The organism is Caballeronia sp. A2-2 (genome assembly GCF_057612605.2).
The window spans coordinates 2,277,374-2,299,042 of sequence record NZ_CM172587.1 but is presented as its reverse complement, the minus strand read 5'-3'; the positions used below and the strand labels follow the sequence as shown (position 1 = coordinate 2,299,042).

22 protein-coding genes are annotated in these 21,669 nt (G+C 62.8%); 5 read left to right on the top strand and 17 right to left on the bottom strand.

Features of this window, described 5'->3' with window-relative positions; translation table 11 throughout:
- Nucleotides 1-14: 14 nt before the first annotated feature.
- From ACZCWR_RS10920 to ACZCWR_RS10900, 5 genes are all read right to left on the bottom strand, one after another.
- Nucleotides 15-1,070: a LacI family DNA-binding transcriptional regulator gene (locus ACZCWR_RS10920; protein WP_487300775.1), complete on the bottom strand. Its 1,056-nt coding sequence runs from the start codon at nt 1,068-1,070 to the stop codon at nt 15-17.
- A 290-nt stretch (nt 1,071-1,360) separates the two neighbouring features.
- Entirely contained in the window at nt 1,361-2,359 is a 999-nt protein-coding gene (locus ACZCWR_RS10915) for an ABC transporter permease (protein ID WP_487300774.1), read from the bottom strand.
- Nucleotides 2,360-3,988: a sugar ABC transporter ATP-binding protein gene (locus ACZCWR_RS10910; RefSeq protein WP_487300773.1), complete on the bottom strand. Its 1,629-nt coding sequence runs from the start codon at nt 3,986-3,988 to the stop codon at nt 2,360-2,362. It abuts the gene before it with no gap.
- 259 nt (nt 3,989-4,247) lie between these two features.
- Nucleotides 4,248-5,231: a substrate-binding domain-containing protein gene (locus ACZCWR_RS10905; protein WP_487300772.1), complete on the bottom strand. Its 984-nt coding sequence runs from the start codon at nt 5,229-5,231 to the stop codon at nt 4,248-4,250.
- Nucleotides 5,232-5,569: 338 nt separating this feature from the next.
- The gene (locus tag ACZCWR_RS10900) at nt 5,570-5,851 is read right to left on the bottom strand and encodes a hypothetical protein (RefSeq protein ID WP_487300771.1); all 282 of its coding nucleotides are present in this window, start codon (nt 5,849-5,851) and stop codon (nt 5,570-5,572) included.
- 279 nt (nt 5,852-6,130) lie between these two features.
- Here ACZCWR_RS10900 and ACZCWR_RS10895 point away from each other — a divergent pair, with 279 nt between their 5' ends.
- The 3 genes from ACZCWR_RS10895 (at nt 6,131) to ACZCWR_RS10885 (ending at nt 8,092) form a co-directional block, all read left to right on the top strand.
- Nucleotides 6,131-6,433, top strand: coding sequence for a PsiF family protein (locus tag ACZCWR_RS10895; protein WP_487300770.1), 303 nt, complete (start codon nt 6,131-6,133; stop codon nt 6,431-6,433).
- A gap of 226 nt (nt 6,434-6,659) precedes the next feature.
- The gene (locus ACZCWR_RS10890; RefSeq protein ID WP_487300769.1) at nt 6,660-7,136 is read left to right on the top strand and encodes a hypothetical protein; all 477 of its coding nucleotides are present in this window, start codon (nt 6,660-6,662) and stop codon (nt 7,134-7,136) included.
- Between the two features lie 365 nt (nt 7,137-7,501).
- On the top strand, nt 7,502-8,092 hold the full coding sequence (locus ACZCWR_RS10885; RefSeq protein WP_487303307.1) for a BPSL1445 family SYLF domain-containing lipoprotein: 591 nt from the start codon (nt 7,502-7,504) through the stop codon (nt 8,090-8,092).
- 63 nt (nt 8,093-8,155) lie between these two features.
- Here the strand turns inward: ACZCWR_RS10885 and ACZCWR_RS10880 are convergent, their stop codons facing one another.
- The 10 genes from ACZCWR_RS10880 to mltG all read right to left on the bottom strand — a co-directional run bounded on the left by ACZCWR_RS10880 (nt 8,156) and on the right by mltG (nt 17,638).
- Nucleotides 8,156-9,223, bottom strand: coding sequence for a glycosyltransferase family 4 protein (locus ACZCWR_RS10880; RefSeq protein ID WP_487300768.1), 1,068 nt, complete (start codon nt 9,221-9,223; stop codon nt 8,156-8,158).
- Nucleotides 9,224-9,496: 273 nt separating this feature from the next.
- Nucleotides 9,497-10,897, bottom strand: a complete 1,401-nt coding sequence (gene otsA / locus ACZCWR_RS10875) for an alpha,alpha-trehalose-phosphate synthase (UDP-forming) (RefSeq protein WP_487300767.1) — start codon at nt 10,895-10,897, stop codon at nt 9,497-9,499.
- Between the two features lie 58 nt (nt 10,898-10,955).
- Nucleotides 10,956-12,197: a mechanosensitive ion channel family protein gene (locus tag ACZCWR_RS10870; protein ID WP_487300766.1), complete on the bottom strand. Its 1,242-nt coding sequence runs from the start codon at nt 12,195-12,197 to the stop codon at nt 10,956-10,958.
- Nucleotides 12,198-12,370: 173 nt separating this feature from the next.
- Nucleotides 12,371-12,727: a Rap1a/Tai family immunity protein gene (locus ACZCWR_RS10865; protein WP_487300765.1), complete on the bottom strand. Its 357-nt coding sequence runs from the start codon at nt 12,725-12,727 to the stop codon at nt 12,371-12,373.
- 99 nt (nt 12,728-12,826) lie between these two features.
- The gene (locus ACZCWR_RS10860; RefSeq protein WP_487300764.1) at nt 12,827-13,570 is read right to left on the bottom strand and encodes an ankyrin repeat domain-containing protein; all 744 of its coding nucleotides are present in this window, start codon (nt 13,568-13,570) and stop codon (nt 12,827-12,829) included.
- 38 nt (nt 13,571-13,608) lie between these two features.
- Nucleotides 13,609-14,400, bottom strand: coding sequence for a TatD family hydrolase (locus tag ACZCWR_RS10855; RefSeq protein ID WP_487300763.1), 792 nt, complete (start codon nt 14,398-14,400; stop codon nt 13,609-13,611).
- Nucleotides 14,401-14,418: 18 nt separating this feature from the next.
- Nucleotides 14,419-14,931, bottom strand: coding sequence for an N-acetyltransferase family protein (locus tag ACZCWR_RS10850; protein WP_487300762.1), 513 nt, complete (start codon nt 14,929-14,931; stop codon nt 14,419-14,421).
- A 16-nt stretch (nt 14,932-14,947) separates the two neighbouring features.
- Entirely contained in the window at nt 14,948-15,991 is a 1,044-nt protein-coding gene (locus tag ACZCWR_RS10845; RefSeq protein ID WP_487300761.1) for a DNA polymerase III subunit delta', read from the bottom strand.
- A gap of 15 nt (nt 15,992-16,006) precedes the next feature.
- Nucleotides 16,007-16,627 carry a dTMP kinase gene (gene tmk, locus ACZCWR_RS10840; RefSeq protein WP_487300760.1) on the bottom strand — a complete coding sequence of 207 codons (621 nt, stop codon included), beginning with the start codon at nt 16,625-16,627 and terminating at the stop codon, nt 16,007-16,009.
- Nucleotides 16,628-17,638: an endolytic transglycosylase MltG gene (mltG, locus tag ACZCWR_RS10835; RefSeq protein WP_487300759.1), complete on the bottom strand. Its 1,011-nt coding sequence runs from the start codon at nt 17,636-17,638 to the stop codon at nt 16,628-16,630. It abuts the gene before it with no gap.
- Nucleotides 17,639-17,738: 100 nt separating this feature from the next.
- Between mltG and ygfZ the strand changes: the two genes are divergently transcribed.
- Together ygfZ and ACZCWR_RS10825 are read left to right on the top strand one after the other, a co-directional pair.
- Nucleotides 17,739-18,725: a CAF17-like 4Fe-4S cluster assembly/insertion protein YgfZ gene (gene ygfZ, locus ACZCWR_RS10830; protein ID WP_487300758.1), complete on the top strand. Its 987-nt coding sequence runs from the start codon at nt 17,739-17,741 to the stop codon at nt 18,723-18,725.
- A gap of 1 nt (nt 18,726) precedes the next feature.
- Nucleotides 18,727-19,539 carry an NRDE family protein gene (locus tag ACZCWR_RS10825; RefSeq protein WP_487300757.1) on the top strand — a complete coding sequence of 271 codons (813 nt, stop codon included), beginning with the start codon at nt 18,727-18,729 and terminating at the stop codon, nt 19,537-19,539.
- Nucleotides 19,540-20,465: 926 nt separating this feature from the next.
- On the opposite strand, the gene ACZCWR_RS10820 is transcribed toward ACZCWR_RS10825, so the two are convergent.
- Both ACZCWR_RS10820 and ACZCWR_RS10815 read right to left on the bottom strand, forming a co-directional pair.
- The gene (locus ACZCWR_RS10820) at nt 20,466-20,702 is read right to left on the bottom strand and encodes a hypothetical protein (RefSeq protein ID WP_487300756.1); all 237 of its coding nucleotides are present in this window, start codon (nt 20,700-20,702) and stop codon (nt 20,466-20,468) included.
- Between the two features lie 11 nt (nt 20,703-20,713).
- Nucleotides 20,714-21,667: an alpha/beta hydrolase gene (locus ACZCWR_RS10815; RefSeq protein WP_487303306.1), complete on the bottom strand. Its 954-nt coding sequence runs from the start codon at nt 21,665-21,667 to the stop codon at nt 20,714-20,716.
- Nucleotides 21,668-21,669: the final 2 nt, after the last annotated feature.

Sequence of the window (21,669 nt, the reverse complement as noted above, 5' to 3'; positions counted from 1 at the left end):
GAAATTCCCATTGTTTATTGCGCCTGTGGCTGGTCGCTCGTCGTGGCCGGCTTAACCGATGCATGCATGCTCGCCACCACCGCCGTCGATTCGCGGCGCACCAGACGGGGCGGCACCACGCGGCGGCGCGACGTCCCGGCGAGTTTGCCGGTAATGCGCTCGATCAGCGTTTGCGCGGCCATTTCGCCGAGCGCGCGCACCGATTGTCCCACGGTCGAGAGCGCCGGGTACGTGTAACGCGAGAGCTCCACGTCATCGAAACCGATGATCGAGCAATCCGTCGGCACGTTGATATGACGTTCCGCCGCCGCCCGCAGCGCGCCAATGCCCATCATGTCGTTGCACGCGAAGATCGCGGTCGGGCGCATGTCGTCGAACAATTGCGATGCCGCCGCATAGCCGCCCGTCGCGGAAAAATCGCTCTGCACGATCGCGTTCGGCGCGATCTCGATGCCCCGCTCCGCCATCGCGCGGATAAAGCCGTGCAGCCGCATGGCCGAGACAGCGGTCGCCACCGGCCCGGTAATGCAGCCGATATGCGAATGCCCCAGTTGCAGCAGATGCCGGGTCGCAAGATACGCGCCCTTCTCGTGATCGATCTGCACGAGGTCCGCCGTGATGCCTTCGATATTGCGATCGACGATCACGAGCGGTTCGCGCGCACCGGCGAGACACTGCGCGAGCACGGAATCTTCCCCGGCAGACGCGATCACCAGCCCGTCGATACGCTTCTCTTGCAAGACGCGCAGGTAGCTGCGCTGCTTGGCGGGATCGTCGTCGGAATTGCAGAAGAACACGCAATAGCCGTTCTTGGCGCAGCCGTCTTCCACGCCGCGCGCGAGTTCCGCGAAGTACGGATTGGTTGCGTTCGGCACCAGCAGGCCGATGGTCGCGGTGTGCTTCGCCTTGAGCGAGCGCGCAACGGCCGAGGGCACGTAGTCGAGTTCGCTAATCGCGCGCTCCACTTTTGCCCGCACATCGGCCGACACCGGCCTCGAATTGTTCACTACATGGGATACCGTCGTGAACGACACCCCGGCAATGGCTGCCACGTCCTTGATCGTCGCCATACTTCGTCCTTCGCTATCTTTGGTCTGACTGCTTTTTTATGGATGGTGAGGCGTCCGGCACGCACGGCCAGTGCGTTGATGTGTGCTTCCCCGTTTCATCCGCACGGATCGATCCGGCCGATCCGTTTTCGGTCCTTTGCCCCATCTCTTGGTACTGCGTTGCTGCTTTTGGTTCTGCCGCCACGTTCCGCCCCGTGCGGAACGCTCTTACTGCTGCTGCTGCTGCTATTACCGCCGATACACCGCCAACGTTATCGCCAACGTTTGACCGGTTGTGTTCCCCGCCTCACTCAAGCACGCTTTCTGCGGCTGCGGTATGTGTCCAGCACCACGGCCACGACGATGACCGCCCCCGTGATGATGCGCTTGGTCGGCTCGTTCGCGCCGATCTGCGCGAGTCCCGCCGCCAGCACGGAAATGATCAACACGCCGAAGAAGGTGCTGATGACCGACCCGCGCCCGCCCATCAGACTCGTGCCGCCGATCACGACCGCCGCGATCACCTGCAATTCCACGCCCGAACCCGCATTCGGGTCGGCCGCTTCCAGACGCGAAATCTGAAATAGTGCCGCAAGCCCGGAAAACGCGCCCATCAGCGCGAAAACGATCACTTTGTACGGGCGCGGATTGACGCCCGCCAGTCTGACCGCTTCTTCGTTCGTACCGATTCCTACCAGATATCGGCCAAAAATCGTCCGAGTCAAGACCAGGTGCGCAATTATCATGACGGCGACCGCTATCAAGAAAGCGGGCGAGATGCCGAAGGCGATCGGATCGGACAAAAAATCAAACGCATCGCCGATGTACGCCGTGCGCGAGTTGGTCATCTGGTAAGCCAGACCGCGCGCCGCTTCCAGCACGCCGAGCGACACGATGAACGACGGAATGCGCCACGCCACCGTGACCAGCCCCGTCACCGCGCCGGTCAGCGCCGCGGCCGCCAGCCCGATGAGCGCCGACGGAAACGCGGGCCAGTGCCACTTCAGCGCCGCCACGCTCACGACCGACGCCCCGAGCGCCAGCACCGACCCCACCGACAAATCGATGCTCGCGATGATGAGCACGAAGGTCATGCCCACCGACATCACCACCAGATCGGGAATTTGATTGGCGATGGTGCTGAACGTGTCGTAGGTCAGAAAATGCGTGCTGAGCACGGAGAACAGCGCGATCATCGCGGCGAGCGCGCCCGCGAGACCGAGGTAATTCGAAAGGCCGAGCCGGGTGCCCACGCCCTTGGTGGTTTTCGGTGCGTCGGCGGGAAGGTTCGCCTGATTGGGTCCTGACATTCAGTGCTCCACTTGATCGTTATCGGGCGCTTTGGCATCGGGTGCGATGGGCTCGTGCAGGATCTCGTCGCGTTTCGCGTAGCCTGCGAAGGCGGCGGCGAGCAGCGCGTCCTGCGTCCAGGTCGCGCGCTCGAACATGCCCGTCATCCGTCCTGCCGACATCACGCCGATGCGGTCGCAGATCAGCATGAGTTCGCGCAGGTCGCTCGACACGACCACGAGCGCGCGACCTTCGCGGGCCAGTGCGCCCATCAGCCCGTAGATGTCGAATTTCGCGCCGACGTCGATGCCGCGCGTGGGTTCGTCGAACAGCAGCACCGTGCAGTCGCGCGCCAGCCAGCGGCCGATCACCACTTTCTGCTGATTGCCGCCCGACAGTTCCGACACCGCCTGCGCCGGCCCGGATGTGCGAATGCGCATGGCCTCGATCTGTTTCTGCGCGAGCGCGGCTTCGCGGCGCGCATCGACCACGCCATTGCGCGATACCGCGCTCACATTGCCCAGCGAGACGTTCGCGGCAATCGGCAGCGTCAGCAGCAAACCTTCGCCCTTGCGGTCTTCCGTGATGAGCGCGATGCCGCTCGCCACTGCGTCGGACGGCGAGCGCACGTTCACCGGCGCGAGCGCGTTGCCATTGCGCGCGACGGAAACTGTGCCCGCATCCGCGCGATCCGCGCCGTAGATCAGGCGCATGAGTTCCGTGCGGCCCGCGCCGATCAACCCGCTCACGCCAAAAATCTCGCCCGCGCGCACTTCGAACGACACATCGCGCACGACATTACCGCGCGTCATGTGCTCCACTTTCAGCGCCGTCGAACCGATCCTGCGTTCGCCCAGATCGATACGCTCGCCGATCTCGCGGCCCACCATCAGCGTGACGAGGCGGTCGCTGGTGAGTTCGTCCATCGGGCCGAGATGCACGAGGCGTCCATCGCGCAGGACCGCCGCCTGCTCCGCCACGCGCCGCAATTCCTCCAGCCGGTGCGAGATATAGACGAGCGCGACGCCGCGCGACTTCAGCCGCGCGATCTGCTCGAACAGCAGGTCCACTTCGCGCGCGGTGAGCATCGCCGTGGGTTCGTCGAGAATCAGCACGCGGCAATCGCCGATCAGATTGCGCGCGATTTCCACCATCTGCTGATGCCCGATGCCCAGACTGCCGACGAGCGTGTCCGGGTCGATCGCATCCAGCCCGACCTGCGCCATGGCGTGGCGCGCGTCTTCCGCCAGCCGCGTGCGGTCGATCCAGCCGAGCGCGCGGCGCGGCAGCTTGTTCAGAAAGAGGTTTTCCGCGACCGAGAGCGTCGGCAACAGATTGAGTTCCTGCATCACCATGCGCACGCCGAGCGCTTCGGCTTCGGTGCGGCTTTTCGGCGCGTAGGGCTGATCGGCGAGCGTCATCGAGCCGGTGGTCGGATCGACGAGACCGCCGATGATCTTCGACAGCGTGCTCTTGCCCGCGCCATTCTCGCCGGTCAGCGCGAGCACTTCGCCCGCCGCGAGACCGAGCGATACCTCGGCGAGCACAGGCTCGACGTAGGTCTTGCCGACGCCGGATACCGTCAGCACATGCGTGCGTGGCGGGCCGTCCGGTACGGCGGAGGGAGTGCTCAGGGCTTGGTCGTGCATCCTCGGCTTGAGTCTTGTCGTGCTCGCGAGGAACGCATGCGCTGCCTTCGTGCAAGGCGTGTCCGGCGAGCCGCGCGCAAAGCGCGCTCGTTCGTGCTTTATCGGCAGCGCCGGCGCGAACTTGAGAGGCGCGTTCGCGCGCGGCGGGAGCCGTCCTTGACCGTGTCCGCGTGGGTCGCGGGCTTATGCGTTCGTCGCGTGAGCGTCCGGCGGGCGCCGGAGGCTCACGCTGTGCCTGTAAAACGCGGAACGTGGCGCGTTACTTGACCACGCCCGCCTTCGTCACCAGATCGACCGGCGTTTCCACCACCGTCGACAAGTCCGCCTGCTTCTTGTGTTCCTTGATCGCCTTCAGCGCCACGTCGATACCGAACACGGCCTGCTTCGCCGCGTACTGGTCGGCGGTGGCGAGCACGCGTCCGTCCTGCAACATCGGCTTGATCGCGCTGATGTTGTCGAAGCCGACCACCTGCACCTTGCCCGCCTTGCCCGCCGCGCGCACCGCCGACACAGCGCCGATCGCCATGTTGTCGTTGTCGCACAGCAGCGCCTTCACGTTCGGATTGGCGTTGAGGATTTGCGAGGCGACCGCGTTGCCCTTGTCGATTTCCCATTCGCCCGACTGAAGCGCGACGATCTTCGCGCCCGCCGCGTCCATCGCGTCCTTGAAGCCGCCGCTGCGCATCTGCGAGTTCGTGGTCGTCGTCACGCCTTCGATGATCGCCACTTCGTCGCCCTTGTTGAGCTTCTTGGCGAGATAGTCGCCGACCTTCTTCGCGCCCTTGCGGTTGTCCGGGCCCACGAACGGCACGTTCAGGTCCTTCGACTTGAGCACGTCCTGATCGAGCCGGTTATCGATATTGACGACGATGATCCCCGCGTCCGCCGCCTTCTTGATGACCGGCACGAGCGCCTTGGAATCCGCCGGCGCGATGATGAGCGCATCGACCTTCGACACGATCATCTGCTCGACGATTCGGATTTGCGCGGCGGTGTCGGTTTCATCCTTGATGCCGTTGGTGATGAGGTCGAACTGGCCGGTGTTGTGCGCCTGATAATCCTTCGCGCCGTTTTCCATGGTCAGGAAGAACTCGTTGGCGAGCGATTTCATGACGAGCGCGACTTTCGGCTTGCCTGCGGACTGCGCGAATGCGGACGTCGCGCCGAACGGCAGAAGCGAAGTGACGGCGAGCGCCACGGCAGCGGTGAGAACACGGCGGCGGCGAGCGTTGGTCTTCTTCATATAAGAGTCTCCTCCAGAACTTTAATTTGTCTTGTGCGATCGCGGCTCGCTTAGAGAACACGCGATGACCGGAGCGTGGCGTTTGCGTCGGCATGCAGGACGCGCGGCCGGCGCGGGAACGTTTGCTCGCCGACGATTCTCGTCGGTGAGGCGCGCAAGGTCAATCGGGGTTAAAGGGAGATGCGCTCGCGGGGACGGTGGGCTAACCGTCGCGCGAGCTTGTGCTACATGACGTGAGGCTTTCTGGACAGGCATCCAGCCAGCATTGGCGATGCTTGAAACTGGCGGAATTGGTCGTATGGAACCGGCCCAATTGTCGGGACGGGGTTTAAAGCAGTTCAAAGCTCCTCGACCGACTGCCCTTCCACCTTCTTGTCGATGATGTCCCGCGCGTAGTCGATGCCCGCGCGCGTCGCATCGATCGGGCTGTCGAACGGTTCGTCGGACGGCACGCCGAACATCTGCGCGCGGCCGCTCTCGCCGTGCGAACTGCGCGAGATGGTCACGACGATATCGAAGTGGCGCGGGCCGTCGTCGGGATCGTCGCGATCCTTCGCGCGGCGCAGCGCCTGAACCTTGATCTCGAAGCCCTTGTAGTGGTCGGACAGCGGCGTGGACATGGTGCGGCTCCTTTCCGTGTTGTCGCGTTGTCGTGTAGTCGCGTAGTGGTGTTGCGTGATGATGCGCCCTTCTCGTGACTGACCAAAGTACGTGGCACACCTCATCGAAAGCAAGCTGCAAGCTATGTTCCCGCCGTGCCTGAACGCGCGCCTACAGATTTAACCTGATCCCACACACTGGTCAAATTCGTTTTGCCATAATGCGCGGGCGAGACGCCGGGTGCGCGTGCCGGTCTCGCGTCCTACAACAAGGGTCATTCATTTTTCAGGGAGCGTCACATGTCCATTCGAGCCACCGCCCTCACCCTCGCATTGAGCGCCACGCTGAGTCTCGCCCTCGGTGCGAACACCGCGTTCGCTGCCAATAGTCAGCAAACCAAAATGGGCGATTGCAACAAGCAGGCGGGCGACAAGAAAGGCGACGACCGCAAGGCGTTCATGAAAAGCTGCCTGTCGTCCGCACCGGCCGCCGCGCCCATGACGCAGCAAGAGAAGATGACGGCGTGCAACAAGTCGGCGACCGACAAGAAGGGCGACGACCGCAAGGCCTACATGAAAAGCTGCCTGAGCAACAAGGGCTGATCCGCGTCTGCGGGCTTACCCGAACCGGCGCGCCGTCGAACGCGGCGCGCCCGACTTATTTACCATCCCTGCCTGCTGTTATTGCACTGCACCCAAGCTATTCATTCGCACCGTCGTCTTTTTCTCATAAGATGGCGCGAAGGCGGCCCCCTCATCAATACAAAGATTCAACGCCATCGGCCGCCGCTGTTCTCGCTTGGGCGCATTGCGCGCGTGGAGGCAACGGATGGCATGGAGACACAAGAACCGCTGGTTCAGGCGGTGGCTCGTCACGATCACCTTCTGGCTCGTGCCGGTGATGATCGTCGCGGTCAACGAGGTGCGCGAGGAAATGGCCTATAACTCGGCCGACCTCGAAAAATCGCTCACCACGTGGGATCTCACCGACGCCCAGCGCGCGGCAGGCGCGTCCACGCACTGTTACGGCTATGTGGAAACCGCGCAATCCGCGGGCTGCCCCGCCGATGTCCTCGCCGCCAACGCAAAGAAGCATCAGGATGCGATCGACGAATACGCGCATCGCAAAGCCACGCTCGCCGATTATCTCTGGCATGCATTCGTCGGATATTGGGTGGTGCCGGCGATCTTCATGCTCGTGGTGGGATTCGTTATCGGCGGTATCCGGCGCGCGTTGCGCAGGCCGCAAAACGACCCCAAGACAACCCATTCCTCAGCCGAAGTAAAAACGACGACTCATCCGTGAGTATTCCTCGGGTACGGTCGTTGCTACTTGGTACGTCGGCTTTCATTGACTTCCGGGCGCGGCGCGGCGAAATATCTGCTCACCGAAAAATGCAAACCGGACGAAAACGCCCTCTCATCTTGCCGAGGCACGATGGCGGGCGCTGGCGATCCGGCATGCCACGGGTGGACGAAAGTAGTTGTTTTTATCGGTGCGTGCGACTGATACGGGGCGCGATTGGAGTAAGCTTGTCCGTCAAAGTTACCGTTTGCGGTACGCGGCGGCGCAGCGGCCCAAGGCCCAGCGTGTTCGGGTTGCTGTGCTATAACTTGGCGAGCCTCACTTCCCGCACTTGGGGTTTCCCAAATCCACGAAGGAGAAAAATGATGCAAAGACGAAACTTCATGCTCAAGTCGACGGCGGTTCTGGCGCTGGGAGGCCTCACGCTGGCCGGATGTACGACGAACTCGAACACGGGCGCAGCCAACGCGGCCGGCAAGGCCGACGACGCACGCTCCATCGACGCGGACGTCGACAGCACCATCCAGCGCCTGTACGCGTCGGTGCCCGGCTCGCGCGAACTGGTCGCGAAGTCGCGCGGCATCCTGGTGTTCCCGTCGGTCATTCAGGCGGGTCTGATCATCGGCGCGCAATACGGCAAGGGTTCGCTGCGCGTGGGCGGCGGCACGGTCGGCTACTACAGCACGACGTCCGGTTCGTTCGGACTGCAGGCGGGTGCGCAGTCGAAGTCGCTCATCTTCCTGTTCATGACGCAGGATGCGCTCGACAAATTCCGTAATTCCGATGGCTGGTCCGCAGGCGCCGATGCATCGGTTGCGCTCGTGAAGATCGGCGCGAACGGCGCAATCGACACGACCACGGCCACCAAGCCGGTCGAAGCGTTCGTGCTCACCAACGCCGGCTTGATGGCGGATGTCTCGCTCGCGGGCACGAAGGTGACCAAGCTCAAGATGTAATTGCGTCGCTGAAGTAAAAAACCGCCGTGCACATTGCACGGCGGTTTTTTTTCAAGTGCAGATTCAGGTCGTCGCCCGGTCAATCACCCTGAAACGCGAGCGCTTCTGCGCACGCACGACGCTCTGGTAAGCATCGACGTACTGCCGCGCCATCCGATGCGCCGTGAAGCGCTCCTCGAAGCGCTTGCGCACGCCTTCGCGCGACAAAGTGTGCAGCCTGTTGATCGCCGCGACCGCGCCGATTTCATCCTCGACGATAAAGCCCGACACGCCCTCGTCCACCACTTCCGGCACCGCGCCGCGATTGAACGCGATCACGGGCGTGCCGCACGCCATCGCTTCGATCATCGCGAGGCCGAACGGCTCCGGCCAGTCGATCGGGAACAGCAGCGCATGCGCGCCCGACAGAAACTCGGCCTTCTGGTTATCGTTGATCTCGCCGATGTACTCGACATACGGCAACTCCAGCAACGGCGCGATCTCGCGCTCGAAGTATTCGTGATCGGCGGCATCCACCTTGGCGGCGATCTTGATCGGCAATCCCGAACGTCCGGCAATGCGAATGGCCGTATCCACGCGCTTTTCCGGCGAGATGCGGCCGAGGAACGCAAGGTACTTCTGCTCGACCGGCTGCGGCTCGTAGAGCTTTTCCGGCAAGCCGTGATAGACCGTGGTCACCCATTTCGCCTGCGGCAGCGGATGACGCTGGGCATCGGAAATGGAAATCACAGGCGCGGTGTTGAAGGTGTCGAACACCGGCTGCTGCTCCGGCAGGTCGAGCCGGCCATGCATGGTCGTGACGAACGGCGTGTCCTGACGCCTGAACAGCGAGAACGAGTAGTAGTCCATGTGGAAATGCAGGACATCGAACTCCTCCGCGCGACGGCGCACCATTTCCAGCAGCAGCATATGCGGCGCGATACGGTCGCGGATGGCGGGATCGAGCCGCAGCGCGCGCGGCCAGACCGCCTCCAGATTCGCCTTGGTCTGCGAATCGCCGGTGGCGAACAGCGTGACATCGTGGCCTTGTTCCACGAGCGCATCCGTGATGTACGCCACCACGCGCTCCGTGCCGCCATACAACTTGGGCGGCACCGATTCGGTCAGCGGGGCAATCTGGGCAATTCTCATCTTCTCGTCTCCATGCGAATTTCGACGTGCGGCCGCGCCCTTGTTCGGTCGAGTGCGCCGCCGCAGCGCGCATCGAGTATGACAGCGGGCCGTAAGGCGAGCCTTGGAGGTTTGCCCTTACGCGTTTTCCTAACTGGCGGTTCGTCGGGCAGCAATAACCAATGTGCGCGACGAACCCATTATCCGGGGGAAAACGCCTGATTTACTTGTGATATTGCACTTTCATCGCTCTGTTACAGGGCGGAAACAATCGTTTCGGCGGGCGGTTACGTGTCATCCCGGCTTGCGTTTCGCTGGCGTCGCGCCGCGCAGATCGGCCAGAAAACGGTCGCGCCATGCTCCGAGATCGTATTTGCGCAGCGCCATCATGTTGGTCTCGTAGCGTTGCTGGCGTTCGGGCAACGGCATGGTGAGCGCGCGCGCGATGGCATCGCTCGTGCCGACGATATCGTGCGGATTCACCATCACCGCGCCGCTCATTTCGCCCGCCGCGCCCGCGAACTGCGAGAGCACCAGCACGCCCGGATCGTCCGGATTCTGCGCGGCGATATATTCCTTCGCCACCAGATTCATGCCGTCGCGCAGCGGCGTGACCAAACCGACCTGCGATTCGCGGAACAGCGACATCAGCTTCCAGCGGTCATAACGCTGATTGAGATACCGAATGGGCGTGTAATCCAGCCCGGAATAACGCCCGTTGATGCGCCCCGCCTCGTATTCGAGGTTCTGGCGAATCTGCTGATACGTTTCGACGTCCTCGCGCGTGGGCGGCGCGATCTGCACCAGCGTGACATTGCCGCGCCACTCCGGCGACTTCTCCAGAAAATGCTCGAACGCGCGAAACCGTTCGACCAGCCCTTTCGAATAATCCAGCCGGTCCACGCTCATGATGAGCTTGCGCCCTTCCAGACTTTGCTTGAGGTCCATCACATCCTGACGCGCTTCGCCGCGCTCGGCCTGCTCGGCGATTTCATCCGGAAACACGCCGATGCGGTACACGCCCGTCTGCAACTTGCGCCCGAACGCCTCGACGCGTCCGCCGTTCGTGACCGTGCCATGCGCGAATCGGCGGATATAGTCGTGGAACGCGAGTTCATCGCCCTCCGTCTGAAAACCCACCACGTCATAGCAGCACAGCGACTTCACCAGTTCGTCATGCGGCGGAATGTTCAAGAGAATCTGCGGCGACGGAAACGGAATATGCAGAAAGAACCCGATGCGGTTTTGAATGCCCGCCGAGCGCAACGCCTCCGCGAACGGAATCAGGTGATAGTCGTGCACCCAGATGATGTCGTCCGGTTCCAGCAGCTTGATGAGCTTGTGCGCCAGCCACGAATTCACGCGGCGATAACCGGCGTATTCGTCGCGGTCGTAGACGGCCAGATCGTTGCGGTAGTGAAAGACCGGCCACAGTTCCGCGTTGGAAAAGCCCCGGTAATACTGGTCGTAATCCTTCTTCGACAGACCCACGGTGGCGAACGTCACCGCGCCGTCCTGTTCGAGCTTCGGTCCCGCATTGGCGGCGGTTTCGCTCACCACGTCGCCGCTCCAGCCGAACCAGACGCCGCCGGTCTGCTTCAGCGCGCCGAACACGCCGACGGCAAGCCCGCCCGCCGAGCCCTTGGTTTCGGTCGGCGTGGCGACCCGGTTGGATACGACGATCAGACGGCTCATGTTGTTTCCTCGCTTCGTGTTTTTCGATTATCGTGCCACCGCCCGCTTGCGCGCGCACTCAGCCCGACGTTTTGACGGGCGCGGTCGATGCCGCCGAATGCGCGCGGCTGTCCGGCCCGGAACGTTCGCCACGGCTCGCGACCGGATCGGCGGGTGTATCGACCGTGCTCGCACCGGCGGGCACCGCCGCGCCCGATTGCGTGCGATCCAGCGGCGGCGCGAAATCCACATGCCGGTCCGTCGAGAGATCGGCGCGGGTGCGCGGCAGGTATTGCGGATACGCCGCCTGCACGAAGTTCAGCAGACCTTCGCGCACGCGGCATCGCAAATCCCAGTTGAGCGCGGAATCGAACGAACTGACGAGCACGCGAAGCTGCATGGAATGTTCGGTGGCGTCGGTGACTTGCAGGACCTGTACGCGGCCGTCCCATTCCGGCGCGTGGGCCAGAATGCGTTCCAGTTCCTCGCGCAGCGGCGCAATCGGCATGCGGTAATCGACGTAAAGGAACACCGTGCCGATGATCTGTGAACTATTGCGCGTCCAGTTGGTGAACGGATTTTCGATGAACCACTGCAACGGCACGATGAGCCGCCGCTGATCCCAGATGCGAATGGACACATACGTGCCGGTGATTTCCTCCACGCGTCCCCATTCGCCCTGAATCACCACCACGTCATCGAGACGAATGGGCTGCGAGAGCGCGATCTGCAAACCCGCGATCAGATTGCCGAGCACCGGCCGCGCCGCGATACCGGCAACGAGACCCGCCACGCCTGCCGACGCCAGCAGACTCGCGCCGATCTGCCGCACGCTCGGGAACGCCATCAGCGCCCCGCCGAACCCGACGATCACGATCACCACCATCACCGAGCGCGCCAGCACCCGCGCCTGCGTGTGGATGCGCCGCGCGTTGAGGTTGTCGTCGCTGTCGAGCGGATGCGCCTGCACGATCGCCTCGCCCACCGCGCCGACCGAACGCACGGCAAGAAAGGTGATCGCCGCGATCAGCGCGACGGTTTCGATATCGCGCAGCACCGCGATATACGGCAGCGTGTCCGGCGCCTCGAAAATCACGAACGCCAGCCCGGTGATGACGAGCAGCACCAGCGCCGGTTTGTCGATATAGCGCAGCACCACGCTCATCAACGGATAAGGCCGCGCGATGCGCGTCAATATTCGCGCGCCGATTCGATGCACGCCAAGCGCAACGACGATCATGACCGCCGCCGCGCCGAGCACGCCCGGCCAACTGCCGAGCGGCCGTTCCACGATATCCAGAAAGTGATCGAAAGAAGACATGAGCGTCGCGGATCGTCCTTGTTGAAGGGGGATACGGCGGTCTCGTTCACCGCCCGGCAGGTCCGCAGGCGGCAGCACGATTGGAATAGTCGCGCAGGTCGTGCGGCCTGGCGCGATCGGTCAGAAAATCAAATCAAATCAACGGGGGCAAGCGCGGTGCCCGCCCCGCGCTTCTAGCGTTCGCCCTTGCAGGGAAACGCCTTGCCCAAGCCGAGCGAGACCATGGTCGTCGCGTTGAAATTGGCCCGTTCCGGATTATCGGCGATGTACTTGCGCACGGCATCCATGAGTTGCTGCGGTTTGACATCGGTCGGCAGACAGAAATATTGGCCGACTTGCGGCCCCGAGGTCCCGCCGATGGCTTCGATGGTGTTGTACACGCCATCCGCCGCGCCTTCGATATAGGCGGCGCACGCGGTGCGTGAGTTGGCGTCGGTCTTGGTGCAGAGCTTGTTCAGATCGCTGCCGGTGAATGCGAACGCACACGCTGGCGTCGCGAAAGCACAGGCGATGACGAATTCCCGCAGCATGGTCTTCCTTTTATGTTGAGCGGCGGCTTGAGATGAACACGCGGCGGCATGCGTCCTCGCCCGGCCGCTCGCGTTTTCTGTTTTCAGTAGTGCGGTGCGTTATTTTGCACCGTTTGCGGCTGGCGCGGCATTGCCTTGCATCGAATCCAGACGCGATTGCAGCCCCGCCGCGACATCGCGTGCTTCGTATTTGCGGGCGAAGTCCACCGCGGTCATGCCGAGCTGGTTTTTGACGCGCAGATCCGCGCCTTCGTCGAGCAGCAACTTGCAGGTCGAGAGATGGTTGCCGCGCGCGGCCATCATGAGCGGCGTGGTGCCGTTGGGCGAACCGGAGTCGATATAGGCCGAATGGTCGAGCAGGATTTTCACGACATCGTCATGGCCGTTGGTCGCGGCGTAATGCAGCGGCGTCCAGCCTTTCTTGTTCACTTCGGCATCCTTGGCGATCAGCGCATTCAGGAAAGGCACGTCGCCGTTGAGCGCGGCGAGCATCATGGCGTTTTCGCCCGCAGGGTCGGTTTTTTCGAGGTCGGTTTTCGCGTTGTCGGCGAGCAGCTTGCCCACCTTGTCCGACTTCTCGCGCGCCGCGATCACGAGGATCGGCGTGCCGGTGCTGTCCACCGTGTTCGGGTCCGCGCCTTCGGCGAGCGCTTTTTTCACCGCCGAGTCGTCGTCGAACTTGACGTACTTGACGAGCGAGTCCACGGACGCGGCCCACACGGGTTGCGCGAACGCGCAGGCGGCGAGCAGCGCGCCCGCGAGCAAGCCGCGCGCGGCCTGACGGCGGGCGTTGGAGATCGTGGAAATCGTGGAGACAGGAGAAAGCAGCGTCGATGATGTCATTGTGGGCCTTCGTAGTGCAATGAAACGGTTTCGGCGGATCAGGAAGCCAGCGCCGGCGCGATCTTGAACAGCCGGAAGAAGTTCTCGGTGGTCGCCTGCGCGATGGCTTCGTCGGTGTCCTCGCGCAACTGCGCGATGAAACGTCCGACATAGCTCACGTAAGCAGGTTCATTCGGTTTGCCGCGATACGGCACCGGCGCGAGATAAGGCGAATCGGTTTCGATCAGCAGCCGGTCGAGCGGCATGTTGCGCGCGACTTCCTGCACATCCTTCGCATTCTTGAACGTGACGATGCCGGACAGCGACACATGAAAATTCTGCGCGAGCGCCGCCTGCGCGACCGCCCAGGTTTCGGTAAAGCAATGCATGACGCCGCCGGGCACGTCCGCGCGTTCTTCTTTCATGATCCTGAGCGTGTCCTCCGCCGACGAACGCGTATGGATGATGAGCGGCTTGCCGGTCTCGTGCGCCGCGCGAATATGCGTGCGAAAGCGTTCGCGCTGCCATTCCATCTCGTCGATGCCGCGCCCTTCGAGCCGGTAGTAATCCAGCCCGGTTTCGCCGATCGCGCAGACTTTCGGATGCCGCGCCAGTTCGACCAGTTCCGCGACGGTGGGCTCTTGCGCATCCTCGTGATCGGGATGCACGCCGACCGAGGCGAATACGTTGTCATGCTTCGCGGCGATATCGAGCACCGATGGCAGCGTTTCCAGATCCACGGATACGCACAGCGCATGCGTGACCTGAAGCTCGCGCATCTTGTCGAGCACTTCGGGCAGGCGGTCGGCCAGCCCTTCGAAATTGATGTGGCAATGCGAATCAACGAACATCGGTGCTCCTTATACGCCTTAAGCTGCTTTTACTGCATTCAGGCGCAGGCCGAGAATGACCAGATCGCGCTCGACGCCATCGAGCACCGCAACGCGCGGCAGCGTTCCCCACGTCTCGAAGCCGAAGGCGCCGAACAACTTCATGCTCGGCTCGTTGTGGCCGAACACGAAGCCCAGCACGGTATCGACACGCAGCGACGGCGCGCGGTCCAGCGCCTCGCGCAGCAGCTTCTTGCCGAGGCCGCGTCCACGCGCGCGCTCATCGAGATAAATGCTCACTTCCACCGTGCGCGCGTATGCCGGGCGGCCATAGAAATCCGAAAAACTCAGCCACGCGATGACCTCGCCGCCCTCTTCCACGACCCACAACGGACGGCTGTTCGGCCCGTGCGCCTGAAACCACGCAAGACGGCTTTCGACCGACACCGGATCGAGATCGGCCGTGACGAGGCGCGAGGCGATCGTCGAATTGTAGATGGCGACGATGGCGGGCAAGTCGTCGAACGTGGCGTCGCGGTATTGAAGGCTCATGGATGGGATGGCGTGATCAGGCGGCATAAATGCCACGATAGGCGATGAACAATTCTTCGAACACGAGCCGCGCGTTCAGCGGATGGTTTTCCACCGCGCGCTGACGCGTCACCGTGCGGATGTATCGGGCCAGCGCGACGGGATCGGCGGTTTGCGCGCATCGCGCGAGCGCTTTGGTGGCGGCGGGAAAATAGCGCGGTCGGCCGGCGGTGCGCTGCGCGAGGACATCGTAGACCCAGCGTTGCAGCCAGCCGAGCACGAGTGGCACGGGCAGCTTTTGCAGGTTTTCGCCGCACGCGAAGGCATCGCAGTTCGGGCCGGCGGCGAGTTGTGCCAGCGTGAAGTCGCGCAGCGCGCGGTGTTCGTCGCTGGCAAGCGCGAGGGCCGTGAGCGGTGCGCCGCCAGCTTCCGCGAGCAGATTCGCCGGCTCCGCGATGCCCTGTGACGCGAGCCAGCGCTGCGCGTCGGCGGGCTCGGGCAGGCTCATGGGCCACTGGCGGCATCGGCTGATGATGGTCGGCAGCAACCGGTCGATACGCGCCGACACCAGCAAGAACACGACGCCCGACGGCGGTTCTTCGAGCGTCTTCAACAGCGCGTTGGATGCCGCGACATTGAGCGCTTCCGCCGGATAAAGCAGCACGACCCGCGCGCCCCCGCGATGCGAACCGAGCGCGCAGAAATCCAGCAGCGCGCGCACTTGCTCGATCTTGATTTCCTTGCTCGGCTGGCGCGATTTCTTGCTTTCTTCGCCATCGGCTTTTTCGGTGGACGCGTCGGCCGCATCGCCGCCACCGGCGACAGCCAGCCCCGCAAGCGCCTCGGGCAACACCACGCGGTAATCCGGATGATTGCCTTGCGAGAACCACAGACACGCCGCGCACTTTCCGCATGGCTCGCCGTTCGCTTGCGGCGTCTCACATAAAAACGCCTGCGCCAGATGTTGCGCGAACTGGAACTTGCCGATGCCCGCCTCGCCGTGCAACAACAACGCATGCGGCCAGTGCGCACGCAAGGTCTGAAGCCGCTGCCAGTCGCCGGTTTGCCAGGGGTAGATCATCGCGTCGGTCCGGGATTAAAGGAGCGTGAGCGCGTTTTCGAGCCGCTTGCGGATCGCCTCGATCGGCTGGCTCGAATCCACGATGAAGAAGCGCTCCGGCGCTTCCGCCGCGCGGCGCAGATATTCCGCACGCGTGCGCTCGAAGAACGCTTCCGACTCGCTTTCGAACTTGTCCGGCGCGCGCGCGGAGGAACGGCGCTCGCTGGCGGTGTCGGTCGGCAGATCGAACAGCACGGTCAGGTCCGGCTGGAAACCGCCCTGCACCCAGCGTTCGAGCGCTTCGAGCTTGTCGCGTGGCAGGCCGCGTCCGCCGCCCTGATAAGCGAACGTGGCATCGGTAAAACGGTCGGACAGCACCCAGTCGCCGCGCGTGACGGCCGGTTCGATCACCTGCGCCAGATGTTCGCGGCGCGCGGCGAACATGAGGAGCGCTTCGGTTTCGAGGTCCATCGGCTGATTCAGGAGGATGCCGCGCAAGGTTTCGCCGAGCGCGGTGCCGCCCGGCTCGCGCGTCATGACGACGGTGCGTCCGTGCGGCGCGACGGTTTCCGCCAGCCGCGCGCGGAACCACTCCAGATGCGTGGTCTTGCCCGCGCCGTCGATGCCCTCGAACGTGATGAACTTGCCCCGCACCATTCATTGACCCCGGATGTACTTGTCGACGGCCTTGTTGTGGTCGCCCAGATTGTCGGAAAAGATGCTGCTGCCGTCGCCGCGCGACACGAAATACAGCGCGCTGCTGGCGGCGGGATTGAGCGTGGCGTTGAGTGCGGCGATACCGGGCAGCGCGATGGGCGTCGGCGGCAAGCCCATGCGCGTGTAGGTATTGTACGGAGTGTCGGTCTGCAGATCTTTTTTCTTCAGATGTCCGCCGTAAGCCGGCCCCAGGCCGTAGATCACGCTCGGGTCCGTCTGCAACGGCATGCCGATCCGCAACCGGTTCGCGAACACCGCCGCCACGAGTGGCCGGTCCTGCGCGCGCCCGGTTTCCTTCTCCACGATCGACGCCATGATCAGCGCTTCATAAGGCGTCTTGTAAGGCAGATTCGATGCGCGCGTGGCCCATGCCTCGTTCAGCCGTTCCTGCATCAGCCGGTAAGCGCGCTTGTAGATCGTCAGATCGCTCGTGCCCTTGTCAAAGAGGTACGTGTCCGGAAAAAACAAACCCTCCGCCGTGCTCTTGTCCGTTTCCGCCGCGCCAATTCTCTTCAACAGATCGATATCGCTCATGCCCGCCGTGTCGTGCGCGAGTTGCGGGTTCGCATCCAGTTCCGCGCGCATTTTCTGCAGCGTCCATCCTTCGATGACGGTCGCGACGTATTCGTTCACATCGCCGCGCGCGATTTTTTGCAGCACGTCGTAAGGCGTGGCGCCGCTCTTGAATTCGTAGTTGCCCGACTTCAATTGCGATGCGAGGCCGAGCGCGCGCGTCATCAGCACGAATAATTCGGGCTGGACGGGCACGCCGCCGCGATTGAGCTGGGTCGTCACGCTGCGCAGACTGCTATGAGGCTTGATGGTGACGTCGAGTTCGGGCGTTGCAAGCGATACGGGCCGGTTGGCCCAGTAGTAGACGCCATAGGCGGCCGCAGCCGCGAGCACCGCGACGAACGCCGCCGCCCCGATGCATTTCTTCAAAAAGGACATGCCAGACGCGCCAGGAATAAGACCAATATAATAACTTGCCTGCCTCAGCCCCGGTCAGAATGACCGAGAGCACCAACCTCGATGGACCGCTCTTTTGCCTATGAATTCCCTGACCCACCCGCTTGCACCCGCCGATTTCGATGCCGTGAAGACTGCCGGCGTCGCCGTGCCGCTGTCGCAGTTCGGCGTGATCGATATTCGTGGCGAGGACGCCGCCGCGTTCCTGCACAACCAGATCACGCAAGATGTTCAGCATCTCGATGCATCGACTGCACGGCTTGCTGGCTATTGCTCGCCGAAAGGCCGTCTGCTCGGCTCGTTCCTGATGTGGCGCGGCGCGGATTCCATCCGCCTGCTGATCTCGCAGGACGTGCAAGCCGCCGTGCAGAAGCGCCTGTCGATGTTCGTGCTGCGCTCGAAAGCGAAGCTCACCGACGCCACGCCGGAACTGGCGGCGGTCGGTTTCGCGGGCGATGTGCGGGCCGCATTGTCCGGTATTTTCGATGCCCTGCCCGATGGCGTGCATGTGAAGGTGGAAGGCCCGCATGGCGTGCTCATCCGCGTGCCGGATGCGCTCAGGCGTGCGCGTTTCCTATGGATCGGACCGAAAGCCGAGGTCGAAGCGCAACTCGCGAAACTCGGCGACACGTTGCATCGCGCGCCGGCGGAACTGTGGGACTGGCTCGACATCCACGCGGGCGAGCCGCGCATCACGCACGCGACGGTCGAGCAATTCGTCCCGCAGATGGTGAATTTCGATGTGCTCGGCGCGGTGAACTTCAAGAAAGGCTGCTATCCGGGACAGGAGATCGTCGCACGCAGCCAGTATCGTGGCACGATCAAACGTCGCACGGCGCTGGCTCATACCGATGCGGCGACGCCCGGCGCCGAGTTGTTCCACGCCGACGATCCCGGTCAGCCGTGCGGCATGGTCGTAAACGCGGCGAGCGCGCCGGATGGTGGCGTGGATTGTCTCGTCGAGATCAAGCTCACGGCGTTGGATAACGGTTCGGTGCGCGTGGGTTCGGCGGAAGGTCCGGCGCTGACTTTCCTGCCGATGCCGTACGCGTTCCCGGCCGAACAATGACATGTGTCTGATCGTTTTCGACTGGCAACCCGACGCCGCGCCGAACGGCGACGTCGCGCTGCTCACGCTCGCCGCCAATCGCGATGAATTTTTCCGTCGCGATGCCGACCCGATGCACTGGTGGACCGATGCGCCCGGCGTGCTCGCGGGCCGCGATCTGACGGGCGGCGGAACGTGGCTCGGCGTGAGTCGCGATGGACGGTTCGCTGCGCTCACGAACTATCGCGCGCCCTCCGAAGTGCGTCCCGATGCGCCTACGCGCGGCACGCTGGTAAGCCGCTTTCTTTCCGGCTCCGGCGAGCGCATGACGCCGATGGATTATCTGCGGGCCGTGGCGAAAGACGGTCATCGTTATAACGGGTTCAATTTGCTGGCGGGCGATTTCACGCGGCGCGAGCTTGGCTGGTATGGCAATCGTGCCGATGCCCCGCCTGCGTTGCTCGATGCCGGTGTGCATGGCTTGTCGAATAGCTTGCTGAATACGCCTTGGCCGAAGCTCGTCGCGCAGCGGGATGCGTTGCGTGATCTCATCCACGCGGGCGAAGCGCCTTCGCTCGATGTGCTGATTGCGACGTTGCGCGATCCGCGGATCGCGAATGATGATGTGCTGCCTTCTACGGGGTTGTCGATCGAGCGGGAGCGTGTGCTGTCGGCGGCGTTTATCGAGTCGGCGGATTATGGTACGCGGAGTACGACGGCGTTGCGGGTGACGGCGGGGCTTGCGGTCGAGATTAAGGAGCGAAGCGATGATGATGGGTCGCATTCGATCGTGAGGCCGGGGGCGTTTGAAAGGGTGTTTGGGTTTGTGGTGTAGACAGTGGCACTTGACCGAACAGGCGGATTTTTTGCTGTCGTTGGTGGGTTGGTTTTGTGGTTTTGTCGTGCAAAGGGCTTCTCTTGTTTGTTTGGTTTATTCAGTAGCCGCCTCCCCGGCGGGGGGTAACTTTCTTTGCTGCTGCAAAGAAAGTCACCAAAGAAAGCAGCTTTTTACCCCATGCACGCTGGCTGGAGAGGTTGGTCTGGATTAACGATGCAGTGGCCGCAGTAGGACTTTCCACGCATAACAAGTCGCTTAGGCAACCTAGCGATTGCGCGCTCGAATATGCAACCCTCAATGGACCGCATTCATTCAATCGGCCATGCGCTTCGCGCGCCGAGAACGTAACAACGGAACCCCGCAGCCTATAAGCGCCCAGCTACCTCACGCTTCCCCGCAAGATTGCTATTCGGCCCTACCTTGATAAGCACTTCGACAAAAAGCCTGGAGCCAACGATATGCGCGTTTCGTCGAGGCACAATCCGGGGTAGAGCCCAATGGGGCGGGTGCGATGTGGCTTGATGTGACTGGGCGCTCATACGCTGCGGGATTCCGTTCTCAAGTTCTCGGCGCGCGCAGCGCATGGCCGAATGAATGAGCGCGGTCCACTTAGGCTAGAGAGTTAGAGCGCGTAATCGCTAGGTTGCCTAAGCGGCTCTATACGTGGAATGTCCTATTGCGGCCACTGCATCGGTTAATCCAGACCAACCTTCTCCAGCCATCGTGCATGGTGTAAAAAGCTGCTTTCTTTGGTGACTTTCTTTGCAGCAGCAAAGAAAGTTACCCCCCCGCCGGGGAGGCGGCTACTGCATAAACAACACAAACAACAGCAGCCCCTTGCACGACAGAACAACAAAATCAAACGCAACACAACGACCGCAAAAACAAACACTGTCTGTCAGGTCTAGCGCTGCTGTCTACAGTCAAGGCTTGCTCCCTCTGCGTTTCAATAAACGCCAGCCGAACGCACCCGCGACCCAAACCACCATATCGATGACGGCCAGCAAGGGCAACGGGTCGCTCCATTTGTCCATGTTGGTGGTTCGCGAATAATAGGGTGGCCCGCTGCCGTACGCTTCGTTCACGCTGTGAACGTTAAGTGAAGCGACGACAATCACCAAAGCCGTGAAACAAAAAACTTTCCCGCGACGCAATGCCATCTCAATCGATCTCACCCAACCGCCTCTCGCAACGCGCTTACCGCATCCGCATGCGCCCCCGCCACATCAGGCACAAACCCACCCATCTTAAAGAACTCGTGAATCATCCCTTCATATCGCCTGAGCGTCACGTCCACGCCCGCTGCCTTTAACTTCTCCGCATAAGCCACGTCCTCGTCATAAAGCGGATCATGATCCGCCGCCGCGATCCACGCAGGCGCGACACCTGCAAACGATGGCTGCCCGCCCGCCGCATCGAGCGGTGCGAAACGCCAGTCGTCGCGATCGCGCGCATCGCGGAGATATTGCTCGAAGAACCACTGGATCGTTTCGCCCGAAAGCAGATAACCCTCGGCCAATCGCGCATGCGATGCGCTTTTCTGCCACGCGCTCACGCCGGGATAAATCAACATCTGCAAACGCAACGGGATATGCGCATCACGCGCGAGCACCGCGCAGACCGTCGCGAGCGTGCCGCCCGCACTATCGCCGCCGATGGCCAAACGCGCCGGATCGATCCCGAGCGTCGGCGCTTCATGAGCGAGCCATTGCAGCGCGTCGAAAGCATCGTTCACGGCGACGGGAAACTTGTGCTCAGGCGCGAGCCGGTAATCGACCGATACGACCGCGCACGCCGCATCGTGCGCGAACTTGCGGCACAGCGCGTCGTGAGTCTGCGTGCTGCCGACCGTGAAACCGCCGCCATGAAAAAACAGCAGCGCGCCGGAAGGCTCGGCCCAGTTCGGCTCGCGCGGCTGATAAACCCGCACGTTGATGGTCTCGCCATCGCGCACGGGAATGCGCATGTCCTCGACGCTGAACATCGGCAAGGGCGCGATGTCGAGAATGGGCGCGCTCATCGCGTATGCTGCACGCGCCTGCTGCGGCGTCAGTTCGTGATAGGGCTTGCGCCGCGCGCGCTCGATCATGCCGAGCACCTGCGCGATTTTGGGATTGAGCGGCATCG

Bases quoted from the DNA above. Each gene is read 5' to 3' on its own strand.
- ACZCWR_RS10920 (WP_487300775.1), bottom strand. From the start codon at position 1,070: ATGGCGACGATCAAGGACGTGGCAGCCATTGCCGGGGTGTCGTTCACG.
- ACZCWR_RS10915 (WP_487300774.1), bottom strand. From the start codon at position 2,359: ATGTCAGGACCCAATCAGGCGAACCTTCCCGCCGACGCACCGAAAACC.
- ACZCWR_RS10910 (WP_487300773.1), bottom strand. From the start codon at position 3,988: ATGCACGACCAAGCCCTGAGCACTCCCTCCGCCGTACCGGACGGCCCG.
- ACZCWR_RS10905 (WP_487300772.1), bottom strand. From the start codon at position 5,231: ATGAAGAAGACCAACGCTCGCCGCCGCCGTGTTCTCACCGCTGCCGTG.
- ACZCWR_RS10900 (WP_487300771.1), bottom strand. From the start codon at position 5,851: ATGTCCACGCCGCTGTCCGACCACTACAAGGGCTTCGAGATCAAGGTT.
- ACZCWR_RS10895 (WP_487300770.1), top strand. From the start codon at position 6,131: ATGTCCATTCGAGCCACCGCCCTCACCCTCGCATTGAGCGCCACGCTG.
- ACZCWR_RS10890 (WP_487300769.1), top strand. From the start codon at position 6,660: ATGGCATGGAGACACAAGAACCGCTGGTTCAGGCGGTGGCTCGTCACG.
- ACZCWR_RS10885 (WP_487303307.1), top strand. From the start codon at position 7,502: ATGCAAAGACGAAACTTCATGCTCAAGTCGACGGCGGTTCTGGCGCTG.
- ACZCWR_RS10880 (WP_487300768.1), bottom strand. From the start codon at position 9,223: ATGAGAATTGCCCAGATTGCCCCGCTGACCGAATCGGTGCCGCCCAAG.
- otsA (WP_487300767.1), bottom strand. From the start codon at position 10,897: ATGAGCCGTCTGATCGTCGTATCCAACCGGGTCGCCACGCCGACCGAA.
- ACZCWR_RS10870 (WP_487300766.1), bottom strand. From the start codon at position 12,197: ATGTCTTCTTTCGATCACTTTCTGGATATCGTGGAACGGCCGCTCGGC.
- ACZCWR_RS10865 (WP_487300765.1), bottom strand. From the start codon at position 12,727: ATGCTGCGGGAATTCGTCATCGCCTGTGCTTTCGCGACGCCAGCGTGT.
- ACZCWR_RS10860 (WP_487300764.1), bottom strand. From the start codon at position 13,570: ATGACATCATCGACGCTGCTTTCTCCTGTCTCCACGATTTCCACGATC.
- ACZCWR_RS10855 (WP_487300763.1), bottom strand. From the start codon at position 14,400: ATGTTCGTTGATTCGCATTGCCACATCAATTTCGAAGGGCTGGCCGAC.
- ACZCWR_RS10850 (WP_487300762.1), bottom strand. From the start codon at position 14,931: ATGAGCCTTCAATACCGCGACGCCACGTTCGACGACTTGCCCGCCATC.
- ACZCWR_RS10845 (WP_487300761.1), bottom strand. From the start codon at position 15,991: ATGATCTACCCCTGGCAAACCGGCGACTGGCAGCGGCTTCAGACCTTG.
- tmk (WP_487300760.1), bottom strand. From the start codon at position 16,627: ATGGTGCGGGGCAAGTTCATCACGTTCGAGGGCATCGACGGCGCGGGC.
- mltG (WP_487300759.1), bottom strand. From the start codon at position 17,638: ATGTCCTTTTTGAAGAAATGCATCGGGGCGGCGGCGTTCGTCGCGGTG.
- ygfZ (WP_487300758.1), top strand. From the start codon at position 17,739: ATGAATTCCCTGACCCACCCGCTTGCACCCGCCGATTTCGATGCCGTG.
- ACZCWR_RS10825 (WP_487300757.1), top strand. From the start codon at position 18,727: ATGTGTCTGATCGTTTTCGACTGGCAACCCGACGCCGCGCCGAACGGC.
- ACZCWR_RS10820 (WP_487300756.1), bottom strand. From the start codon at position 20,702: ATGGCATTGCGTCGCGGGAAAGTTTTTTGTTTCACGGCTTTGGTGATT.
- ACZCWR_RS10815 (WP_487303306.1), bottom strand. From the start codon at position 21,667: ATGCCGCTCAATCCCAAAATCGCGCAGGTGCTCGGCATGATCGAGCGC.